Origin of the sequence: Streptomyces sp. NBC_00513 (assembly GCF_041431415.1) — a bacterium.
Lineage (GTDB): Bacteria > Actinomycetota > Actinomycetes > Streptomycetales > Streptomycetaceae > Streptomyces.
This window is the reverse complement of record NZ_CP107845.1, coordinates 2,738,863-2,756,273: the sequence shown is the minus strand read 5'-3', so window position 1 is coordinate 2,756,273 and position 17,411 is coordinate 2,738,863. Positions and strand designations below refer to the sequence as shown.

Annotated in this window: 17 protein-coding genes; 7 read left to right on the top strand and 10 right to left on the bottom strand. The window is 73.3% G+C overall.

Annotated features, from left to right (window positions below):
• Nucleotides 1–82 precede the first annotated feature (82 nt).
• Nucleotides 83–1,696, bottom strand: a complete 1,614-nt coding sequence (locus OHA84_RS12935) for an MFS transporter (protein WP_266971618.1) — start codon at nt 1,694–1,696, stop codon at nt 83–85.
• A gap of 188 nt (nt 1,697–1,884) precedes the next feature.
• On the bottom strand, nt 1,885–3,072 hold the full coding sequence (locus OHA84_RS12930; RefSeq protein WP_266971620.1) for a glutamate--cysteine ligase: 1,188 nt from the start codon (nt 3,070–3,072) through the stop codon (nt 1,885–1,887).
• Between the two features lie 215 nt (nt 3,073–3,287).
• On the opposite strand from OHA84_RS12930, the gene OHA84_RS12925 reads away from it, so the two are divergent.
• Nucleotides 3,288–4,550 (top strand): MFS transporter, encoded by a 1,263-nt coding sequence (locus tag OHA84_RS12925; RefSeq protein ID WP_053677805.1) that lies wholly within the window; start codon nt 3,288–3,290, stop codon nt 4,548–4,550.
• A gap of 72 nt (nt 4,551–4,622) precedes the next feature.
• On the opposite strand, the gene OHA84_RS12920 is transcribed toward OHA84_RS12925, so the two are convergent.
• The 3 genes from OHA84_RS12920 to OHA84_RS12910 all read right to left on the bottom strand — a co-directional run bounded on the left by OHA84_RS12920 (nt 4,623) and on the right by OHA84_RS12910 (nt 7,724).
• A complete protein-coding gene (locus OHA84_RS12920) occupies nt 4,623–5,963 on the bottom strand; it encodes a carboxyl transferase domain-containing protein (protein ID WP_234350006.1) in 1,341 nt (446 codons plus the stop codon).
• 97 nt (nt 5,964–6,060) lie between these two features.
• On the bottom strand, nt 6,061–6,927 hold the full coding sequence (locus tag OHA84_RS12915; RefSeq protein ID WP_053677807.1) for an AraC family transcriptional regulator: 867 nt from the start codon (nt 6,925–6,927) through the stop codon (nt 6,061–6,063).
• Nucleotides 6,928–7,061: 134 nt separating this feature from the next.
• A complete protein-coding gene (locus OHA84_RS12910) occupies nt 7,062–7,724 on the bottom strand; it encodes a LysE family transporter (RefSeq protein ID WP_266971623.1) in 663 nt (220 codons plus the stop codon).
• 70 nt (nt 7,725–7,794) lie between these two features.
• Here OHA84_RS12910 and OHA84_RS12905 point away from each other — a divergent pair, with 70 nt between their 5' ends.
• On the top strand, nt 7,795–8,226 hold the full coding sequence (locus tag OHA84_RS12905) for an Lrp/AsnC family transcriptional regulator (protein WP_266971625.1): 432 nt from the start codon (nt 7,795–7,797) through the stop codon (nt 8,224–8,226).
• Here the strand turns inward: OHA84_RS12905 and OHA84_RS12900 are convergent.
• Nucleotides 8,223–9,806: a GAF domain-containing protein gene (locus OHA84_RS12900; protein ID WP_266971627.1), complete on the bottom strand. Its 1,584-nt coding sequence runs from the start codon at nt 9,804–9,806 to the stop codon at nt 8,223–8,225. The two genes, OHA84_RS12905 and OHA84_RS12900, sit on opposite strands and share 4 nt — an antisense overlap.
• Nucleotides 9,803–10,840: a rod shape-determining protein gene (locus OHA84_RS12895; protein WP_053677815.1), complete on the bottom strand. Its 1,038-nt coding sequence runs from the start codon at nt 10,838–10,840 to the stop codon at nt 9,803–9,805. The genes OHA84_RS12900 and OHA84_RS12895 overlap by 4 nt, the downstream gene beginning before the upstream one ends.
• Before the next feature lie 221 nt (nt 10,841–11,061).
• Between OHA84_RS12895 and OHA84_RS12890 the strand changes: the two genes are divergently transcribed.
• Complete coding sequence (locus OHA84_RS12890; RefSeq protein WP_266971629.1) at nt 11,062–11,763, top strand: triacylglycerol lipase; 702 nt, start codon at nt 11,062–11,064, stop codon at nt 11,761–11,763.
• Between the two features lie 24 nt (nt 11,764–11,787).
• Here the strand turns inward: OHA84_RS12890 and OHA84_RS12885 are convergent, their stop codons facing one another.
• A complete protein-coding gene (locus OHA84_RS12885; protein WP_266971631.1) occupies nt 11,788–12,372 on the bottom strand; it encodes a hypothetical protein in 585 nt (194 codons plus the stop codon).
• Nucleotides 12,373–12,450: 78 nt separating this feature from the next.
• Between OHA84_RS12885 and OHA84_RS12880 the strand changes: the two genes are divergently transcribed.
• Entirely contained in the window at nt 12,451–13,449 is a 999-nt protein-coding gene (locus OHA84_RS12880; protein WP_266971633.1) for a hypothetical protein, read from the top strand.
• A 12-nt stretch (nt 13,450–13,461) separates the two neighbouring features.
• Here the strand turns inward: OHA84_RS12880 and OHA84_RS12875 are convergent, their stop codons facing one another.
• The gene (locus OHA84_RS12875) at nt 13,462–13,884 is read right to left on the bottom strand and encodes a MarR family winged helix-turn-helix transcriptional regulator (RefSeq protein ID WP_053677821.1); all 423 of its coding nucleotides are present in this window, start codon (nt 13,882–13,884) and stop codon (nt 13,462–13,464) included.
• Nucleotides 13,885–13,994: 110 nt separating this feature from the next.
• On the opposite strand from OHA84_RS12875, the gene OHA84_RS12870 reads away from it, so the two are divergent.
• From OHA84_RS12870 to OHA84_RS12860, 3 genes are all read left to right on the top strand, one after another.
• Nucleotides 13,995–15,017 (top strand): NADP-dependent oxidoreductase, encoded by a 1,023-nt coding sequence (locus tag OHA84_RS12870; RefSeq protein ID WP_053677823.1) that lies wholly within the window; start codon nt 13,995–13,997, stop codon nt 15,015–15,017.
• Between the two features lie 64 nt (nt 15,018–15,081).
• A complete protein-coding gene (locus OHA84_RS12865; RefSeq protein WP_053677825.1) occupies nt 15,082–15,504 on the top strand; it encodes an organic hydroperoxide resistance protein in 423 nt (140 codons plus the stop codon).
• A gap of 68 nt (nt 15,505–15,572) precedes the next feature.
• Complete coding sequence (locus OHA84_RS12860; protein WP_053677826.1) at nt 15,573–16,418, top strand: EI24 domain-containing protein; 846 nt, start codon at nt 15,573–15,575, stop codon at nt 16,416–16,418.
• A gap of 26 nt (nt 16,419–16,444) precedes the next feature.
• On the opposite strand, the gene OHA84_RS12855 is transcribed toward OHA84_RS12860, so the two are convergent.
• Nucleotides 16,445–17,338 (bottom strand): NAD(P)-dependent oxidoreductase, encoded by an 894-nt coding sequence (locus OHA84_RS12855; RefSeq protein WP_266971636.1) that lies wholly within the window; start codon nt 17,336–17,338, stop codon nt 16,445–16,447.
• Nucleotides 17,339–17,411 lie beyond the last annotated feature (73 nt).

The window sequence follows — 17,411 nt, the reverse complement described above, 5'->3', positions numbered from 1 at the left end:
TGCTGCGCGCCCACCCCGGGCTCCGCACGCGCGGGGCGGGCGGCACCCTCGTACGTCCCGCCCGGCCTCCCGCGGGCGGCGGCTACGGCTCCGTCGAGCGGGGCTGGGTCGAGGGGATCCGTTGGGTGAAGAACAGGGCGATGAGCGCGGCGAAGGCCAGGATGGCGAGGGCCGCGCGCAAGCCGTCGAGCCTGGCGTCGGCATTGGCGGACATGGCCGCCTCGGCCACCTCCGGGCTCGTGCCGGCTTCGTCCAGGGCGGTTTTCAGCTGGACGTCGGACAGGAACGGCGCACCGCTCTGGAGCTGGATGGTCGCCTGGTTCTTGACGCTGTCCGGGACCGCCGGATTCGCCTCGACGTTGGTCAGGAAGGAGGCCGTCAGCGCGCCGATCATGATCGATCCGGCGAGTGCCGTGCCGATCGAGGCGCCGAGGTTGGTGACGGCGTTCTGTACGCCGCCGACTTCCGCGCTCTGCGCCTGCGGTACCGCGGACACGGTGACCGACCCGAGCTGGGACGCCAGCGCGCCCATGCCCAGCCCGATCAGCAGGAGCGGGAGCGTGACGATCTCGGCCCCGGCGCCCGCGTCGAGCGCGGCCATCAGCACCACCGCTCCCGCGAGCAGCGCGAGGGTTCCGAGCCGCACCACTCGCCGCGGCGAGATGTCCGGGAGGAAGCGCGGGATCAGGGTCGCGGCCGCCAGCAGGCTCACCGAGAGCGGCAGGAGACGGGCGCCGGTCTCCAGCGCGGACAGGCCCAGGGCGACGGACAGGTAGAGCGGGACGACGAAGAAGACGCCCATCTGTACGAGGTACTGGAAGAAGAACATCGTCAGGCCGCCGGTGAGCTGCTTGTTCCGCAGCATGCCGGGATCGACGAGGGGATCCCCGCCCTTCTCGACGACCCTTCCCTCCCAATGCAGGAACAGCCGGATCAGCAGCAGACCCGCCAGCATCAGCCACGTCGTCAGGGACACCCCGATCCACGACGGCGCGTCGGGCTTCGGCTGGAACCAGCCCCATTCGTCCGACCGGAGCACGCCGTAGACGAAGATCCCCAGCCCGAGCGCGGAGAGGACGGCGCCCACGTAGTCGACGCTCCGGCGTTCACCGGGCGGGGCGTCCGCGATGCGGCGCGCGAGGACGAGGATGGCGAGCACCACCACGACCTCGCCGGCGAAGACCCACCGCCAGGAGAAGTACGTCGTCGCGACGCCGCCGATGAGCGGTCCGACCGCGATGGCCACGGCCCCCGCCGCGACGACGAGCCCGTAGGCGGCGGGACGGCGTTCGACGGCGAAGTTGCCGGCCACCAGCGCCACGATCGCCGGCAGGATCAGCGACGCCCCGATCCCCTCCAGGAACGCCCAGCCCAGCAGCAGCACGGGAAGGTTCGGCGCAATCGCCGTGATGAAGGACCCCACCCCGTAGATACAGCAGCCGATCATGAACGCGCGTCTGCGGCCGATCAGCGCCCCGACCTTGCCGCCGGGGATCATGAACATGGCCATCACGAGGGTGTAGGCGGTGATCGCGCCCTGGATGCCCGTCACGGTCGTGCCCACGTCCTCGGCCACCGTGGCGATGGAGACGTTCATGACGGAACTGTCGAGCGCCATCAGGAATTGACCGGACGCGAGCGTCAGCAGGACGAGTCGCGCCTTCGCCGAACCCTCGGCCGTGCTGGGGGAAGCCATTTCCGCATGGTTCCAGCCGCCCGGGGGCCGGGAGGGATGGCGCGCCAGGCGGTCAACCGGACGGAGGCGGCCTTCCCCGTGCGGGCTTCCCCGTGCGGACCTTCGCCGCGCGCGAGGTGCGGGCGAGGCCCGCCGGCCGCCGACCCGGCGCCCGGGTCGGCGGGTCGGGTCGGCGGGGCGGGCCGTTCCTAGACGTCCTCCGTGTCGTCCGCCACGAGGCGCAGTACGTCCATCAGGTCCTGGCGGCGCGCGTACGCCACACGTTGGCGGTGGGCGCCCGAGCCGTCGCGCAGCAGGCCCGCCAGGGTCTTGGCCGCGTGGTCGAGGTCGCCGGCCGCCGCCAGTTCCGGGGCGACCCGGTCGAACAGGGCTTCCGCCAGGTCGGCCGCGGGGAGTTCGGTGCCGGAGTACGGATCCAGGCCGAAGCCCTCCAGACCGTCGTGGGCCGCCCGCCAGCGGGCCAGGCGCAGTACGTCGTCCCGCACCGGTGGGTCGGGGACGTGTTCCGCGATCTCGCGCAGGGCCGTGGCCACCAGGGCGCGGGCCAGTTCCGCCTGGAGGATGGCCGAGTCGATGTCCGAGGACATGTCGGGCGCCCGGATCTCGAGCGTCGGCCAGTGCCCGGACGGGCGAAGGTCCCAGTAGACCATCTTGGTGTCCAGGGCCGCCCCGGAGCCGAGCAGGGTCTGTACCGAGCGTCGGAAGTGGGCCGTGGACGTGTAGTGCGGGGGCAGGCCCGCCGAGGGCCAGCCCGCCCAGGCCATCGCGCGCCAGCTGGAGTGGCCGGTGTCACGGCCTCCCCAGAAGGGCGAGTTGGCCGCCAGCGCGATCAGCGTGGGCAGCCAGGGTCTGACCCGGTTGGACACCGCCACCGCGGTGTCCACGTCGAGGGTGCCGATGTGGATGTGGCGTCCGCAGCTGACCAGGGTGTCGGTCAGGGCGCCGAACCGGCGGTGCTGTTCGCGCTGGCGGGGTTCGTCGTCGGTCAGGTGCAGCGGCCCCTCCATGGCCAGGATCGGCGAGGGCGCCGCCAACAGCCGGCAGCCGTGGGCGCGGGCCGCCGCGCCGAGGGAGCGCCGCAGGGCGGCGAGCTCCGCCCGCAGGGTGGCCGCCGAGTCCGCGATCGGGGTGGCGATCTCCACTTGGTAGCGGGTTCCCTCGGGGTGCAGTTCGTGCGGCAGCCCCGCGGCGGTGGCGAGGACGAGGGGGGCGGCCGGGACCACGCGCAGGGTGCGGGCGTCCACGAGGAGGAACTCCTCCTCGACCCCGAGCGTGAGGGGGGCCGTGTCGCCGCCCATGAGGTGCGGCCCGCCGTTGCCCGCGGCGCGGATGCCGGTGTGACTGGTGCTCGTCGTGCTGTTGCCAGGTTCGATCACTACGCCTCCCTGGACATACGAGTCTTTTCATCATGAGCCGAGCGGGAGGCGGGGAGGGTACGCCGATTCGGTCAAATGTCCGGTGATAATGGCGAGTTAGCGGCAAGGGCAGACTCGGGGTGGGGTGCCCGGTTCCGGTGGGGCGGCTGTTGCGCGGGTGTGAACGGGCGGGAAAAGGACGAGAGCCGCGCGCGGGCCGCTGGTTATCATCCGATGTGACCGGTACGACGTCCCCTCCCCGACCCCGGCGGCGCATATTCGCCGACCTGACCCCGCTGCGCACCTCCCCGGACTACCGGCGGCTGTGGGTCGGCGGGACCATCTCCTGGATGGGCCAGGCGATGACCGCCCTGGCCATCTCCCTCCAGGTCTACGAGATCACCGGGTCCAGCTTCTCCGTCGGGCTCGTCGGCCTCTTCTCCCTCGTGCCGCTCGTGGTCTTCGGTCTCTACGGCGGCGCCATCGCGGACACCGTGGACCGGCGCAAGCTCGGCCTCCACAGCTCCACGGGGCTGGCGGTCCTGTCCGTCGCGCTGGCCGCCGCCGCGCTCCTCGACTACCACCGGGTCTGGCTGCTCTACACGATCGTCGCGCTCCAGGCGGTCTGCGGGGCGCTCAACGGGCCGGCCCGGTCGGCGATGATCCCGAGGCTGCTGCCGCCCGAGCAGCTCCCGGCGGCCAACGCGCTGGGCTCCGTCACGATGACCTCCGGCACGATGATCGGCCCCGTCCTGGGCGGGCTCATCGTCGGCTGGTGGGGGTACCAGGCCGCCTACCTGGTCGACGCCGTCACCTTCTGCGCCGCCCTCTACGCGATGTGGCGGTTGCCCTCGATGAAGCCCGACCGGGCCGAAGGGGTCCGGGGCCGGGCCTCCGTGCTGGACGGGCTGCGGTTCCTCGGGACCAGGCCCAACATTCGGATGACCTTCTTCTCGGACATGGCGGCCATGGTGCTGGCGCACCCCCGCGCGCTGTTCCCGGCCATCGCCGGGCTCTGGTACGGCGGCGACGCCAAGACGGTCGGCCTGCTGGTGGCGGCTCCGGCCGTCGGGGCGCTGCTGGGCGGGGTGTTCTCCGGCTGGCTGGGGCGGATCCGGCGGCACGGCCTGGCCATCCTCCTGTCCGTCGCCGCCTGGGGGCTGGCCATCGCCGTCTTCGGACTGACCCGGAACCTGTGGCTCGGACTGTTCTTCCTCGCCCTCGCCGGCTGCTCCGACACCATCTCCATGGTGTTCCGCTCCACGATGATGCAGGCCGCCAGCCCCGACGAGATGCGGGGCCGGCTCCAGGGCGTCTTCATCGTGGTCGTCGCGGGCGGACCCCGGCTCGGGGACTTCCTCGCCGGAACCGTGGCCGACCTGACCTCCCCCGCCGTGGCGATCACGGGCGGGGGGCTGGCCTGCGTCCTGGTGGTGGGGCTGCTGGCCGCGTGGTGGCGCGGGTTCGCGCGGTACGACGCCAGGTCGCCGCAGGCCTGAAAGCGGGCCTGAACGCGGGCCCGGTGGCGGGGTCGGGCGGCTGCGCCCGCCGCTGGTCGGCGACGACGGTCCTCAGCGTCTCGCCGCGACCACCCCGCGCGCCACCCCCAGGGCCACCAGGTCCTGCGGGCGGACGCGGAGCTGGTCCGCGGTGGCCGGGGCCTGGTCGGCGGGGCGCTTGAGGATGGCCGCCGCCAACTCCGGCGCGATCACCGAGAAGTAGCTGTCCGGGGTGACCCAGGTGTTCCCCGGCGCGGCCAGGGCCAGGGCTCCGCCCGAACCGCCCTCGCCGATCAGCAGGGTGGTCACCGGCACCGAGGCCCCGGCCACCGCCGCGAACGTGTCCGCGATGGCCGCGCCCGCGCCCGCGTGTTCGGCGGCGGCGTCGTTGGCCGCGCCCGGGGTGTCCACCAGGGTCAGCACGGGGATCCCGAGCCGGTCCGCGAGGCGGATGACACGGGCGGCCGTCCGGTAGCCCGCCGGGCGGGTGGCGGTGCCGCACTGGGCGGCGTACGCGACGGCCCGCCCCTCCCGCAGCCCGAACCCGCACAGCATCCCGGGATCCGTGCCGCCCGCCCGGTCCCCCGACAGGGGCAGGCGCAGCGTGAAGTACGCGTCCAGGTAGGCCCGGGCGCGCGGCCGGTCGGGGTGCCGGGCCTGACCGACGGCTTCCCAACCCGTCGCGGGCGGCGTCGCGTCCACCAGCGCGGCCGGGGGTTCGACCGGCTCCGTCGACCGGGGCGCGGCCAGCAGGCGCAGCCAGTCCGTCACGGTGCCCGGCAGCGAAGCGGCGGGCACCACGGCGTCCACGTGCCCGGACGCGTACTGCCCCTCGGCGGTGTAGGCCGCGGGGTCCGCGTCGGCCGGCCGCACCCGTGACCCGGCGAAGCCGACCTGCGCCCCGGGGAGCGCGAGCACCACGTCCGCGCCCGCCCCGAGGGTCGCCCAACCGCCGCCCGTGGTCGGGTCCCGCAGGACCGCGATCTGCGGGAGCCCGGCGGCGCGGGTCAGCACGGACTGCCGGGCCACCCGCTGGAGTTGGGTGAGGGCGAGCATCCCCTCCTGCATCCGGGAACCACCGGTGGCGATCAGCGACACCAGGGGGAGCCGGTGCGCGCGAGCGTGGCTGTACGCGGCTTCGAGCCGGTCTCCGGTGCGCTCGCCCAGGGAACCCCCGAGGAAGCCGAACTCGAAGGAGATCAGGGTCGCCTCGTGACCGCCGATGCGGACGGTCCCGGTGACGACGGACTCCCGCTCGCCGGTCCGCAGCTCGGCGCGGGCCCGGGACTCGTCGTACCCGCTCCACGCGAGGGGGCCGTCGGCCGGCGACTCCCGTGGTGGTACGGGGAGTTCGACGAAACTGCCGGGGTCGGCGAGGGAGGCGATGGCCGCGCGGGCCGAGAGGCGGGTCACGGGCTCACCCTAGAGGGTGAGGAAGATCCCCGCCGGGTCGGTGGTCCCCGCGGTCCGGCGGGTACCGCGGTCCGGTGGTCCGGCCCCGGTGGTCCGGTCAGGGGGTCGAGCGTTCCACCGGGATCCACAGTTCCGCGTCCGCCCGCTCCCCGTCCGGCGACAGCCGCACGCGCAGGATCTCCGGCCCCGACCTGCTCAGGTACGGGTTCGAGGGGAACCACTGCGTGAACACGTCCCGCCACAGGTGCTGGAGAGACTGCGGGAACGGGCCCGAGTTCTCGAAGACGGCCCACGTGCCCGCCGCCACGACCAGGGAGTCCAGGTCCGGCGGCACCTCGCCGCCGGTCACGACCCCGTGGTAGTAGTCGAGTTCGGTGCCCTCGGCCCGGCTCGGATCGAGCTGGTCGCTCACCGCGACGATCCCCGCAGGCTCCTGGTCGGACAGTTCCGCGACCCGTCGCAGGACCTGCGGGTCGATGCCGCGGATGAACGCGGCGATGGCCGGGTTCGCCCCCTCGTGGACGAGGGGGACGCGTGCCCTCAGGCCGGCCACCCGGAACTCCGCCTTCTCCGTGATCCTGTACCGCATGCTGCTGCTCCCTTCGACGATGAGGCGGAAGGACATCCGGGGCTGGGAACTCAGCGTCGCGCCCGTCCGGCGGGCTTCGCCCGGGCCCACGCCGTGCACGGCGCGGAACGCCCGCGCGAAGGCCTCGCCCGACCCGTAGCCGTGGCGCGTCGCCACGTCCAGCAGGGTCCGTTCGCCGGCCAGTACCTCGGCGCCCGCCAGGGTCAGCCGCCGGCGACGGACGTACTCCGAGAGCGGCATGCCGGCCAGCGCGGAGAACATGCGCCGGAAGTGGTACTCCGACGTCAGCGCCACGCGGGCCAGTTCGGCCGCGTCGATCGGCTGGTCGAGGTGCGACTCGATGTGTTCCATGGCCTGGTTCAGGCGCTCCAGCATTCCCGGACTCCTTCCCTTTCGAGGTCCCACGCTAGGGCGGGCGCGTCCCGCCCCACCCGACATCCTGTGCCCGTCCCGGTCTGCCCGTCCGCCCGGCCCGTCCGTCCGACTCACACGCCCGCGCACGGCCCGGGTCAGGTCCAGGGGAGGGGGAAGGCGATCTTCAGGGCGTAGCCGGCGACGAGACCGTGACCGAGGCGGAACGTCCGGACGCGGACGGCGGGGGAGACCCTCGCCCCCGCGAAGGAGCCGAGGACGACGAGGAACTGCTGCCACAGCAGGGAGGCGACGGCGACGCCCGCGAGGAAGGCGGCTCCGGTCGGGCCGCTGCCCAGACCGCCGCCCTGGGCGGTGGTGAGCGCGACGAAGTACAGCGCGGTGGTGGGGTTCACGGCGGTGAGGGCGACAAAGCGGCCGAAGGCCCTGCCCGGCCGGGAGGCCTCCGTACCGACCGCCGGGGGGCCGGATGCGGCCGTTGTCGCGGGCGCCGCGCACCGCGCGGGCACGGCCGTCGCGGAGCGCAGTCCCCGCGCCGCGATGACCAGCAGGACCAGGGCGGATGCCAGTCGGACCCAGGCCTCGACGGGCGCGACGTGGGAAGCGACCCAGGGCCCCGCCATCGTCGCGAGCGTCGCGTAGCCGAGGTCCACCGCCGCGATGCCCGTCGCCGCGGCCACGGCCGCCCCGCGGTGCCGCATCGCCTCCTGGAGCAACAGCACGCTCATGGCACCCATCGGCATCGCCACGCCCAGGCCCGCCACCGCCCCCGACACCGCCGGACCCATCAGTTCGCTCATGCCCGTGAGGATGCGTCGTGCGCCCCGGCGCATGGCGGCGGATATCGGCCCCCGCTGCGACAATCGCGGCATGGACCGTCTCGACAGGGAGATCCTCGGCATCCTGCAGCAGGATGCGCGGATCTCGTACCGTGACCTCGGCGTCCGCGTCGGCCTCAGTGCCAACGCCACCGCCGACCGCGTGCGCCGGATGCGCCGGGACGGGGTGATCCTCGGATTCACCGTCGTCGTCGACCCGGCCGCCGACACCCGGGGCGGCCTCGTCGTCTTCATCGACCTCACGCTGCGCCAGGACGTCACCAACGAGGAGTTCGAGCAGCGGGTCGCCAGGCTGCCCGGGATCACCGAGGTCGTGCACGTCACCGGGGAGTACGACTACCTCGTACGGGCCCGGGTCGCCGACGCGACGGCCCTCGACGCGCTGTTGCGCCGCCTCAAGCGGGAGACCGGGGTCGCCCAGTCCAGCACCCGCCTCGCCCTGCGCTCGGCGAACACTTCCTAGGTCAGGCGGTTGCCCTGGAGCGGCGACTCCCAGGTCAGCGTCGTGCCCCGGGCGCCCGTCTCGGTGCGGCCGTCGTCGGAGACCGTCAGCCTGACCCGGGTCGGAGTGGCGTTCACCCCGACCCGGATGGAGGTGACCTCGGCCCGGCGGTGGGCCGAGGCCAGCGCCCCGCGCAGGGTGGACAGCAGGTCGCCGGCGACCGGTTCCGTGAGCAGGGTGTCCACGGCGCCCTCGAAGTGCACGGACGGTTGGAAGCCCAGCAGCACCGCCGCGCCGCCCGTCTCGCGCAGCACCCGGCCGCGGAAGGTGGTCGGGGCGTCGGTGGGCGGCTGCTGGAGAGCGAAGATGGCCGTGCGGACCTCCTGGATCGTGGAGTCCAGTTCGTCGACCGCCCGGCCGAGTTCGTCGCCGACGGTGTCCCCGGCGGGGGCGGCCGCCGAGCGCTTCTTGGTGCTCTCCAGCATCATCTCCGTCGCGAACAGTCGCTGGACCACGAGGTCGTGCAGGTCCCGCGCGATCCGGTCGCGGTCCTCGTACACGGCCAACTGCTCCCGGTCGTGCTGCGCGTCCGCGAGGACGAGCGCCAGCGCCGCCTGGGAGGCGAACTGCGAGGCCAGCAGCCGGTCCACCGCGTCGTACGGCCGCCCGCCGCGCTCGCGGGGCAGGGCCAGTGTGCCGATGAGCTGACCGCCGCTCTGCAAGGGGAGCATCATGCTGGGGCCGAACCGCACCCGCACGTGCGTGGTCATCCGCGGATCCGTCGCCGAGTCCTCTATGAAGACCGGCTCGCCGCCGAGCAGTTGCTCCAGGACCGCCGAGCCGGGGGCGATGGCGGTGCCGACCATGTCGCCGGGGTCGCCGTGCGTGGAGGCCGCGACGATCTCCATGCCGCCCTCGGGTGTCGGCTGGAGCACCACGCCGGCCGCCGCGTCCGCGAGCAGCCGGGCCCGTTCGGCCACGCACTTCAGCGCGTCCGCGGCCGGGCGGCCCGCCAGCAGGGCCGTGGTCACGGCAGCGGCGCCCTCGATCCAGCGCTCCCGGCGGCGCGCGGTCTCGTACAGCCGGGCGTTGCCGATCGCTATGCCCGCCTGCGAGGCCAGGACGCGCAGCAGCGCGAGGTCCTCGTCGGTGAACGCGCCGCCGCCCTGCTTCTCGGTGAGGTACAGGTTGCCGAAGACCTCCGTGTGCACCCGGATCGGCACTCCGAGGAAGGTGCGCATGGGTGGGTGGCCGGGCGGGAAGCCCACCGAGCGGGGGTCCCGCGCGAGGTCGTCCAGCATCAGCGGCCGGGCGTCCGCGATCAGCGCTCCGAGCACCCCGGACCGGCCGTCGGGGAGCCGGGGGATCGCGGCCCGTTCGGCCTCGGTCAGTCCGGCGGTGAACAGTTCGGTCAGCCGGGCGCGCTCGGGGTCGACGACCCCGAGCGCGCCGTAGCGGGCGCCGCACAGTGCGGCGGCCGACTCCACGATGTGCTGGAGGGTGGTGCGCAGCTCCAGTTCGGAGCCGACCGAGAGGACCGCCTCCAGCAGGGCGGGCAGGGCGGACCGTTCGGCCGCGGTCTCCTTCGGGTCCAGCGTCATCCGGCCAGCGGGTTGAGAACCATGGGGGTGATCTTTCCTTCGAGCATCGCGCCGAGACCCAGTACGGCGCACACGTCGGGACGTTCCGCGATGGCGACGGGCATCCCGGTGGCGTCCCGCAGCATCTGGTCCAGGCCCGGCAGCAGGGCGCTGCCTCCCACCATCATGATCCCTCGGTCCGTCAGGTCCGCGACCAGGTCCGGCGGGCAGTCCCGCAGCACCTTGCCGATCCCGTCGAGGACGGCGGTCAGCGGGGTGAAGATCGCGTCGCGGACCGCGGCGGTGTCCACCTGTACCGAGCGGGCGAGCCCGGTGGCCACGTCGCGGCCGTGGATGAGGGTGGAGGCCGGCCCGTCGGGGGTGATGCCGTTGCCGTGCAGGGCCAGCTGGAGCGGCCGGACGGCCTGGCTGGGCAGCATCAGCTCGTGCGCGTGCCGCAGGTGCTGGACGATCGCGTGGTCGATGGCCTCGCCGCCGACGGGGATCCGCTCGGCCGTGACGATCGAACCGAGGGAGAGGACCGCCACCTGCGTGGCCGCCGCCCCGCACACCATGATCATGGTCGCGGTCGGCTGCTCCACGGGCAGGCCGCAGCCGACGGCCGCCGCGATCAGGGTGTCGACGAGTTCGACGCGCCGGGCGCCGAGCCCGACCAGCGTCTCCACGGTGGCCCGCTGGGCCAGGGGGTCGGCGTCGTGCGGGGTGCAGGCCGCGGCCCGCAGCCGGGGCTTGCGGCGCAGGGCGCGCCGCAGCTTCTCGCCGAGGAGGTGACGCAGCATCCGCTGGGCCATCTCGATGTCGACGACGGTGCCGCCGGAGACGGGGCGCACGACCCGGATGTAGTCGGGTGTGCGGCCGGTCATCCGTTCGGCGAAGGTGCCCACGGCGATGAGTGCCCCGGTCCGGGTGTTCACCGCGGCCACGCTGGGTTCGTCGACGACGAGGCCGGCGCCCTTCACGTACACGCGGGTCCTGGCCGCCCCCAGGTCGACGGCGACGTGGCAGCGGCGCAACTGGTCAAGGCTGACGGTCACGGCGGATCCTCCCGAGTGCGCTGACGCAAGGAGACCGACGGCTGCCGGTCGCAATTCATATCTTCTCGGGTAAAGGGGGTATGGCGCCCGTTGGAATGCTCCGGGTGGGGTGTGCCTGATGGGCCGAGAGGTGCTGCACGGGGGTGGATTTCTGTACCGACAGGCAACACGATGCGCGCACCGTCCGCGCTACTCGCGCGTAACAAGGTAAAGGGGACCCGATGCTGACGCCCCGCCAGAGATTCCTGGCGCTCCTGACGCTCTGCCTGGCCCTGCTCGCGTCCTTCCCGGCCCAGGCCGCCGACCGGACCGCTCCCCGGCAGGCCCCCGCCCGAAATCCGGTGGTCCTGGTGCACGGTTACAACGCCGACCCCGGCGTCTGGGGGGCGCTGCGGGAGGATCTGCGCGCCGACGGGTACGGCGACGCGGAGCTGTACTCCTGGGGGTACGACACCCACCGGTCCGTCAACGAGGTCCTCGCCGGCAGGCTCGGCGCGTACGTCGAGCAGGTCCGTCGGGAGACCGGCGCCGCCCGTGTGGACATCGTGGCGCACTCCTTCGGATCCCTCGTCAGCCGTTGGTACGTCACCTACGGGGGCGGCGGCGCGACGGTGGACCATCTGGTCTCGCTGGCCGGCCCCAACCACGGCACCTCCATCGCCTGGGGCTGCGCCCTGTGGGACCAGGCCTGCCGGGACATGACGCCCGGTTCGTACGTCGTCAAGAACCTGGCCGCCGGCGACGAGACGCCGGGCGCGGTCGGGTACGCCACCTTCTGGTCGAACTGCGACGAGGTCGTCAACCCCGACGACAGCGTCCCGCTGACCGGGGCGACCAACACCCCCGTCGGCTGCCTGGGGCACAACGACCTGCTCGGCGACGACGCCACCTCGGCGGGTGTCCGGGCCTTCCTGCGCTCCTGACCCGCGCGCCCGCACCCGGCCCGGTCAGCCGCCGCCGGGCCGGACCTCCTGGAGCAGCCCGTAGGTGAACTCCGCGACGTACGACGCCCCCGACACGGCGAACGCCAGCCGCCACCGCGTCGGGGCGGTTCCCTCCATCGGCCGAACCGGGGCGAAGGCCCGCGCCACCTCGTCCACCGTCGCGGACCAGGGCACCAGGTCCGCGACCGTCTCCAGGACGGGCGCGGGCGCGCCCGGGGCCCGTACCAGCCACTCGTTCCACACCGCCCCGTCGGGCGCGGCCAGCACCTCGAAGCGCAGGTCGGGCCAGAGCGGCACCGGCCACAGCAGGGCCTCGCACTCCAGGTCGCCGATCCTGCGTCGCGCGGTGGACTCCGCCGGACCCAGCACCGACCGGTAGCGGGCCAACGCCCCGCGCGAGCGCGGCGACCGGACCATGGCCTGCCACCGCTTGTTCGCCTCCCGCTGCTCCGCGAGCGAGGCGCCGAGGCGCAGCCGGGCCGCCTCGGCGAGGTCCGGCCGGAAGTCGGCCATTCTGCGCAACAGCACCAGTTGGAAACCGGCCGGGCCGAAGGGGCCCGGGGTGGTCGGGCCGTGGTTCAGCGTCATGGAGTCCACGATTCCACACAGAATCCTTACGTTCCCGGGACCCGGATGTGCTCCGTCGCCGCATAGCCTGCGGGCGCCATGAACTTCTGCCACGCCTGCCGGAGACACCTCAATGGCGCACTGGCGTGCGCCGGGTGCGGAACCCCGGCCGAATACCTGACCCCCGCGGCGCCGACCGCCCCCGCCGCCCCGGCCGGGTACACCGAGCCCGGGTACCCGGAGCCGGGACACGCCTCGCCGTACGCGCGACCGGAGCAGGCGGGGCCGGAGTACGCGCCCCAGTACGCGGAGCCGCAGTACGCGGAGCCGGGGTACGCGGAGCCGGGGTACGCCGAGCCCGGCCATCCGGGGTCCGGGTACGTCGCGTCCGAGTACGCGGCGCCCGGGTACGTCGCCTCCGAGTACGCGGCGCCCGGGTACGTCGACCACGCGGCACCCGGGTACGTCGAGCCCGGGTATCCCGAGCCCGACCGGGAGCGGCCCGAGGCGTCCGACGCGTACGTCGAGTCGCTCGTCACGCTGTCGGGCCCGGCCGAAGGCCGGTCCGGCGCACGGCGCCGCACCGCGAACCGCAGGAGCCGGACCGTACTCGCCGTCGGGCTCGGGCTGGCGCTGGCCACGGGCGGGTCCGTGGCGCTGGCCCGGATGGTGACCGACGAGGAGCGCACGGACCGGGCGACCGAGGTCGTGCTGACCGACGACGCGGGGCCGCAGCAGCCGGTCCCCGCGCCCGCCCTGCCGAGTACGGCCGCGCCCTCGGCGCCGTCGAAGGGCGGTGGGAGTGCGAAGGCCTCCGTGATCGCCACGCGGACGACCGGGCCCACCGGGGCGCCGAGCGGTTCCGCGGAGCCGGGGCCCGAGGGGAGCGCCTCCACGCCGGAAGAGGAGTCGTCGTCGCCGTCGTCCTCCCGGACCGCCGGCCCGGGACCGGGTCCGTCCGCGAAGCCCTCGACCTCGGGCCGGCCGTCGCCGAGCGCTTCGTCCGGGACCGCGAAGCCGAAGCCCACGGCGACCCCGACGGCCACCCCCACACCGACGCCGACCAAGAGCGAGTGCTGGATCTGGTTCCTCTGCTGAGGGGCGGGGCGATCAGCCCAGCATCCGCCTGAGCAGGTCCCTCAGCGCCGTCCGCTCGGCCGTGGACAGGCCGGCCAGCGGTTCGCGCGCGAAGTCCAGCGACTCGCGCAGTCGGTCCGCGGTCTGGAGCCCCTCCTCGGTGGCGGCGGCCAGCTTCACGCGGCGGTCGGCCGGGTCCGGGCGCCGCTCGACCAGGCCGCGGCTCTCCAGCCGGTCCACGATGCCGGTGACGTTCGACGGCTCGCACTTCAGCTTCTGCGCGATCTTGCGCATGGCCGTCGGTTCCAGGGAGAGCAGGTTCAGCACCCTGGCCTGGGCTCCGGTGAGCTGGTGACTGGCTGCCGCGTGCTCGTACTCCTGGTGGTAGCGGGCCACGACGTCGCCGATGAGCTCGACGACCTCAAGGGTCAGTGGGTCTGCGCGACGACTGGGCATGGATCCAGCGTACCCATTTACTTGACAACATGAAATATCCAGGAGCATGGTTGTTTCACGTTGTGAAGCATTTTCTTCCGCCCTTCACCCCCCAGCGTCAGGAGCGCACCATGTCCCAGATCCCCGCCGTGAGCCGTGAGTGGCACCTCGTCCGCCGCCCGCAGGGCTGGCCCGTCGCCGAGGACTTCGCCCTGCGCGAGGTCCCCGTGAACGCGGAGCCCGCGCCCGGCCGGATCCTGGTGCGCAACCTCCACATGTCCGTCGACCCGTACATGCGCGGCCGGATGAACGACGTGAAGTCCTACGTACCGCCCTTCCAGCTCGACAAGCCGATGGACGGCGGCGCGGTCGGCGAGGTCGTCGCCTCCGCCGACGAGCGCTTCGCGGTCGGCGACCACGTCCTGCACGGCCTGGGCTGGCGCGAGTACGCCGAGCTGGACGCCAAGCACGCCACCAAGGTCGACGGCTCGCTCGCCCCGCTCTCCACCTACCTCGGCGTGCTCGGCATGCCGGGCCTGACCGCCTACGCGGGCCTCTTCGAGGTCGCCTCCTTCAAGGAGGGCGACGCTGTCTTCGTCTCCGGCGCGGCCGGCGCGGTCGGCAGCCTGGTCGGCCAGTTCGCCAAGATCAAGGGCGCGTCCCGGGTGATCGGCTCGGCCGGCTCGGACGAGAAGGTGACCCTGCTCACGGAGAAGTACGGCTTCGACGCCGCCTTCAACTACAAGAACGGCCCCGTCGGCGAGCAGCTGAAGGAAGCCGCCCCCGAGGGCATCGACGTCTACTTCGACAACGTCGGCGGCGACCACCTGGAAGCCGCGATCTCCTCCCTCAAGGTGCACGGCCGCGCCACCCTCTGCGGGGCCATCGCCCAGTACAACGACACCGAGCCCGCCCCCGGCCCGCGCAACCTCGTGCAGGTCATCGGCAAGCGCCTGCGCCTGCAGGGCGTGCTGGTCGGCGACCACGCCGACATCCAGCAGCAGTTCGTCCAGGACGTCGCCGGCTGGCTGCGCTCCGGCGAGCTGCGCTACGACGAGACCGTCCACGAGGGCGTGGAGAACGCGACCGAGGCCTTCCTCGGGATGCTGCGCGGCGAGAACACCGGAAAGATGATCGTTTCTTTCACCGGTTAGGCTCACTGCACACCGTCGTGATCGTGGGCGCGAGTCACGGCGATTACCAGGAGGATCTTCTTACATGTCCATCCAGCAGTCCGATGTCGCGTACACCGCTGTCGCCACCGCCGAGAACGGCCGTGACGGCCGCGTCGCCACCAACGACGGCAAGCTCGACGTCGTGGTGAACCCGCCGAAGGAACTCGGTGGCAGCGGCGCCGGCACCAACCCGGAGCAGCTGTTCGCCGCCGGCTACAGCGCCTGCTTCCAGGGCGCCCTGGGTGTCGTCGCCAAGAACGAGAACGCCGACATCTCCGGCTCGACCGTCACCGCAGAGGTCGGCATCGGCAAGAACGACGACGGCTTCGGCCTGATCGTCAAGATCTCGGCGTCGATCCCGAACGTGGACGCCGCCACCGCCAAGGACCTCATCGAGAAGGCCCACCAGGTCTGCCCGTACTCCAAGGCGACCCGCGGCAACATCACGGTCGAGCTGGCCGTCTGATCCCGCACCCCGCTCATCGCGAAGGCCGCGCCCCTCAGGGGGCGCGGCCTTCGCCGTAAACTGCGCGCATGAGTGCTTTCGCGGGGGGATTCCGGTACTTGCTCGCCGGACAGCGGTGGGTCTTCGGCCACGGACGGTGGTTCGGCGTCGGCCTGCTGCCGGGACTGGTCGCGCTCGTGCTGTACGCGGGCGCCCTCATCGGACTGGGATACGGCGCCGACGACCTCGTCGGTTGGCTGACGCCCTTCGCCGACGACTGGGGCTCGCCCTGGCTGAGCCTGTTCCGCGGCTTCCTGACCGCGCTGGTCTTCAGTCTCGGACTCTTCCTCGCGGTGATCACCTTCACCGCCGTGACCCTGCTGGTCGGCCAGCCCTTCTACGAGTCCCTGTCCGAGCAGGTCGACCGGACCGAGGGCGGCGAGGTCCCCGAGTCCGGCCGGAGCCTGTGGATGGACCTGTGGATCTCCGCCCGCGACAGCGTCCGCCTGCTGGGCCGGGTGGTGCTGTACGGGATCCTGCTGTTCGCCCTCGGGTTCATCCCGGTGCTCGGGCAGACCGTGGTCCCGGCGATCGGGTTCTGCGTCTCCGGCTACTTCCTCACCCAGGAGCTGACCTCGGTCGCCCTCCAGCGCCGCCGCGTCGACCTCGACGAGCAACTGGTCCTGCTGCGGGCCCGGCGCGCGATGGCGCTCGGCTTCGGCGTCCCGCTGGTGCTGGCGTTCCTCGTCCCGCTGGTCGCCGTGTTCCTGATGCCGGGCGCCGTGGCCGGGGCGACCCTGATGGCCCGCGACCTCGTGGGCGCGGACACCGACCCCGAGGGCCCCGACGGGGGAGCCGACCCCGACGAACCCGTCCCGGGCCCCCCGGCGCCGCAGGCCACCGGCTTCGGCCCGCCGCCGCCCGCCTACTCCTAGAGAGCCCCTTCCGCCCGGGCCCCGCGTCAGGGCCGGCGGCGCAGCAGGGTGATCGCCCCGCTCGTGTCCTCGCGCGCGTGCGCCGCCGGGTCGGCCTCCAACCGCTCCCGCATCAGGTCCAGGTACGGGGTGATCAGCCCGGCGTCGACGCCCTGCTCCGCGGCCGTGCGCAGCAGGGTCCCGCTCGCGGCGACCTGCATGGACAGGTTCGACACCACCCCGGTCGTGAAGTCCCCCGAGGTCAACCGGTCGGCGGCGTTGCCCACGAAGAAGCCCATCGCGCCCAGCCACTCCGACAGCAGCGGCGCCAGGTCCTCGGGGGCGATGTCCTCGCCTTCGATCAGGGCGTAGGCGTGCGAGATCCCCGCGAACAACCCGTACATCGCGCTGAGCAGCGCCACGTCGTGCAGGGCCGCGTGCCCCGGGTCCTCGCCGACGAAGCGGGCCCCGCCCGGTACCTCCAGCGTCGCCCGATGGCGGTCGAAGAGGGGCCGGGAGCCGCTGTAGAAGACGTAACCGCCGGCCTCCGGGACGCCGATCATCGACGGGGTGGCCATGATGCCGCCGTCGACGAACCGGGCCCCGCGCCCCTCGGCCCGGGCGGCGCGGGAGCGACCCTGGGCGGGGGTCCCGGTGGTGAGGTCGACCAGGTCCCGGCCCGCGAGGTCGACCCCGTCGAGGGCCGAGCCGACGGAGGCGTCGTCCAACAGGCACAGGACGACCAGTTCGTTCGCGGCGACCGCCTCGGCGGGGGTCGCGGCGACGCGAGCACCTTCGGCGGCCAGGGCCTCAGCCTTGGCGGCGGTGCGGTTCCAGACGGTCAGGGGATGCCCGGCGGCCAGCCAGGTACGGGCGAGGGCGGTTCCCATGTCGCCGAGTCCGAGGAGGGTGAGCGGTGTCTTCACGAGGTTGTCGGTCATGACGTTCAGCCTGGTCGCAGGCCGTGAGACGCTCAAGTACGCACTTCGGAGTGGGTGGTTACCCCGAGGTGAG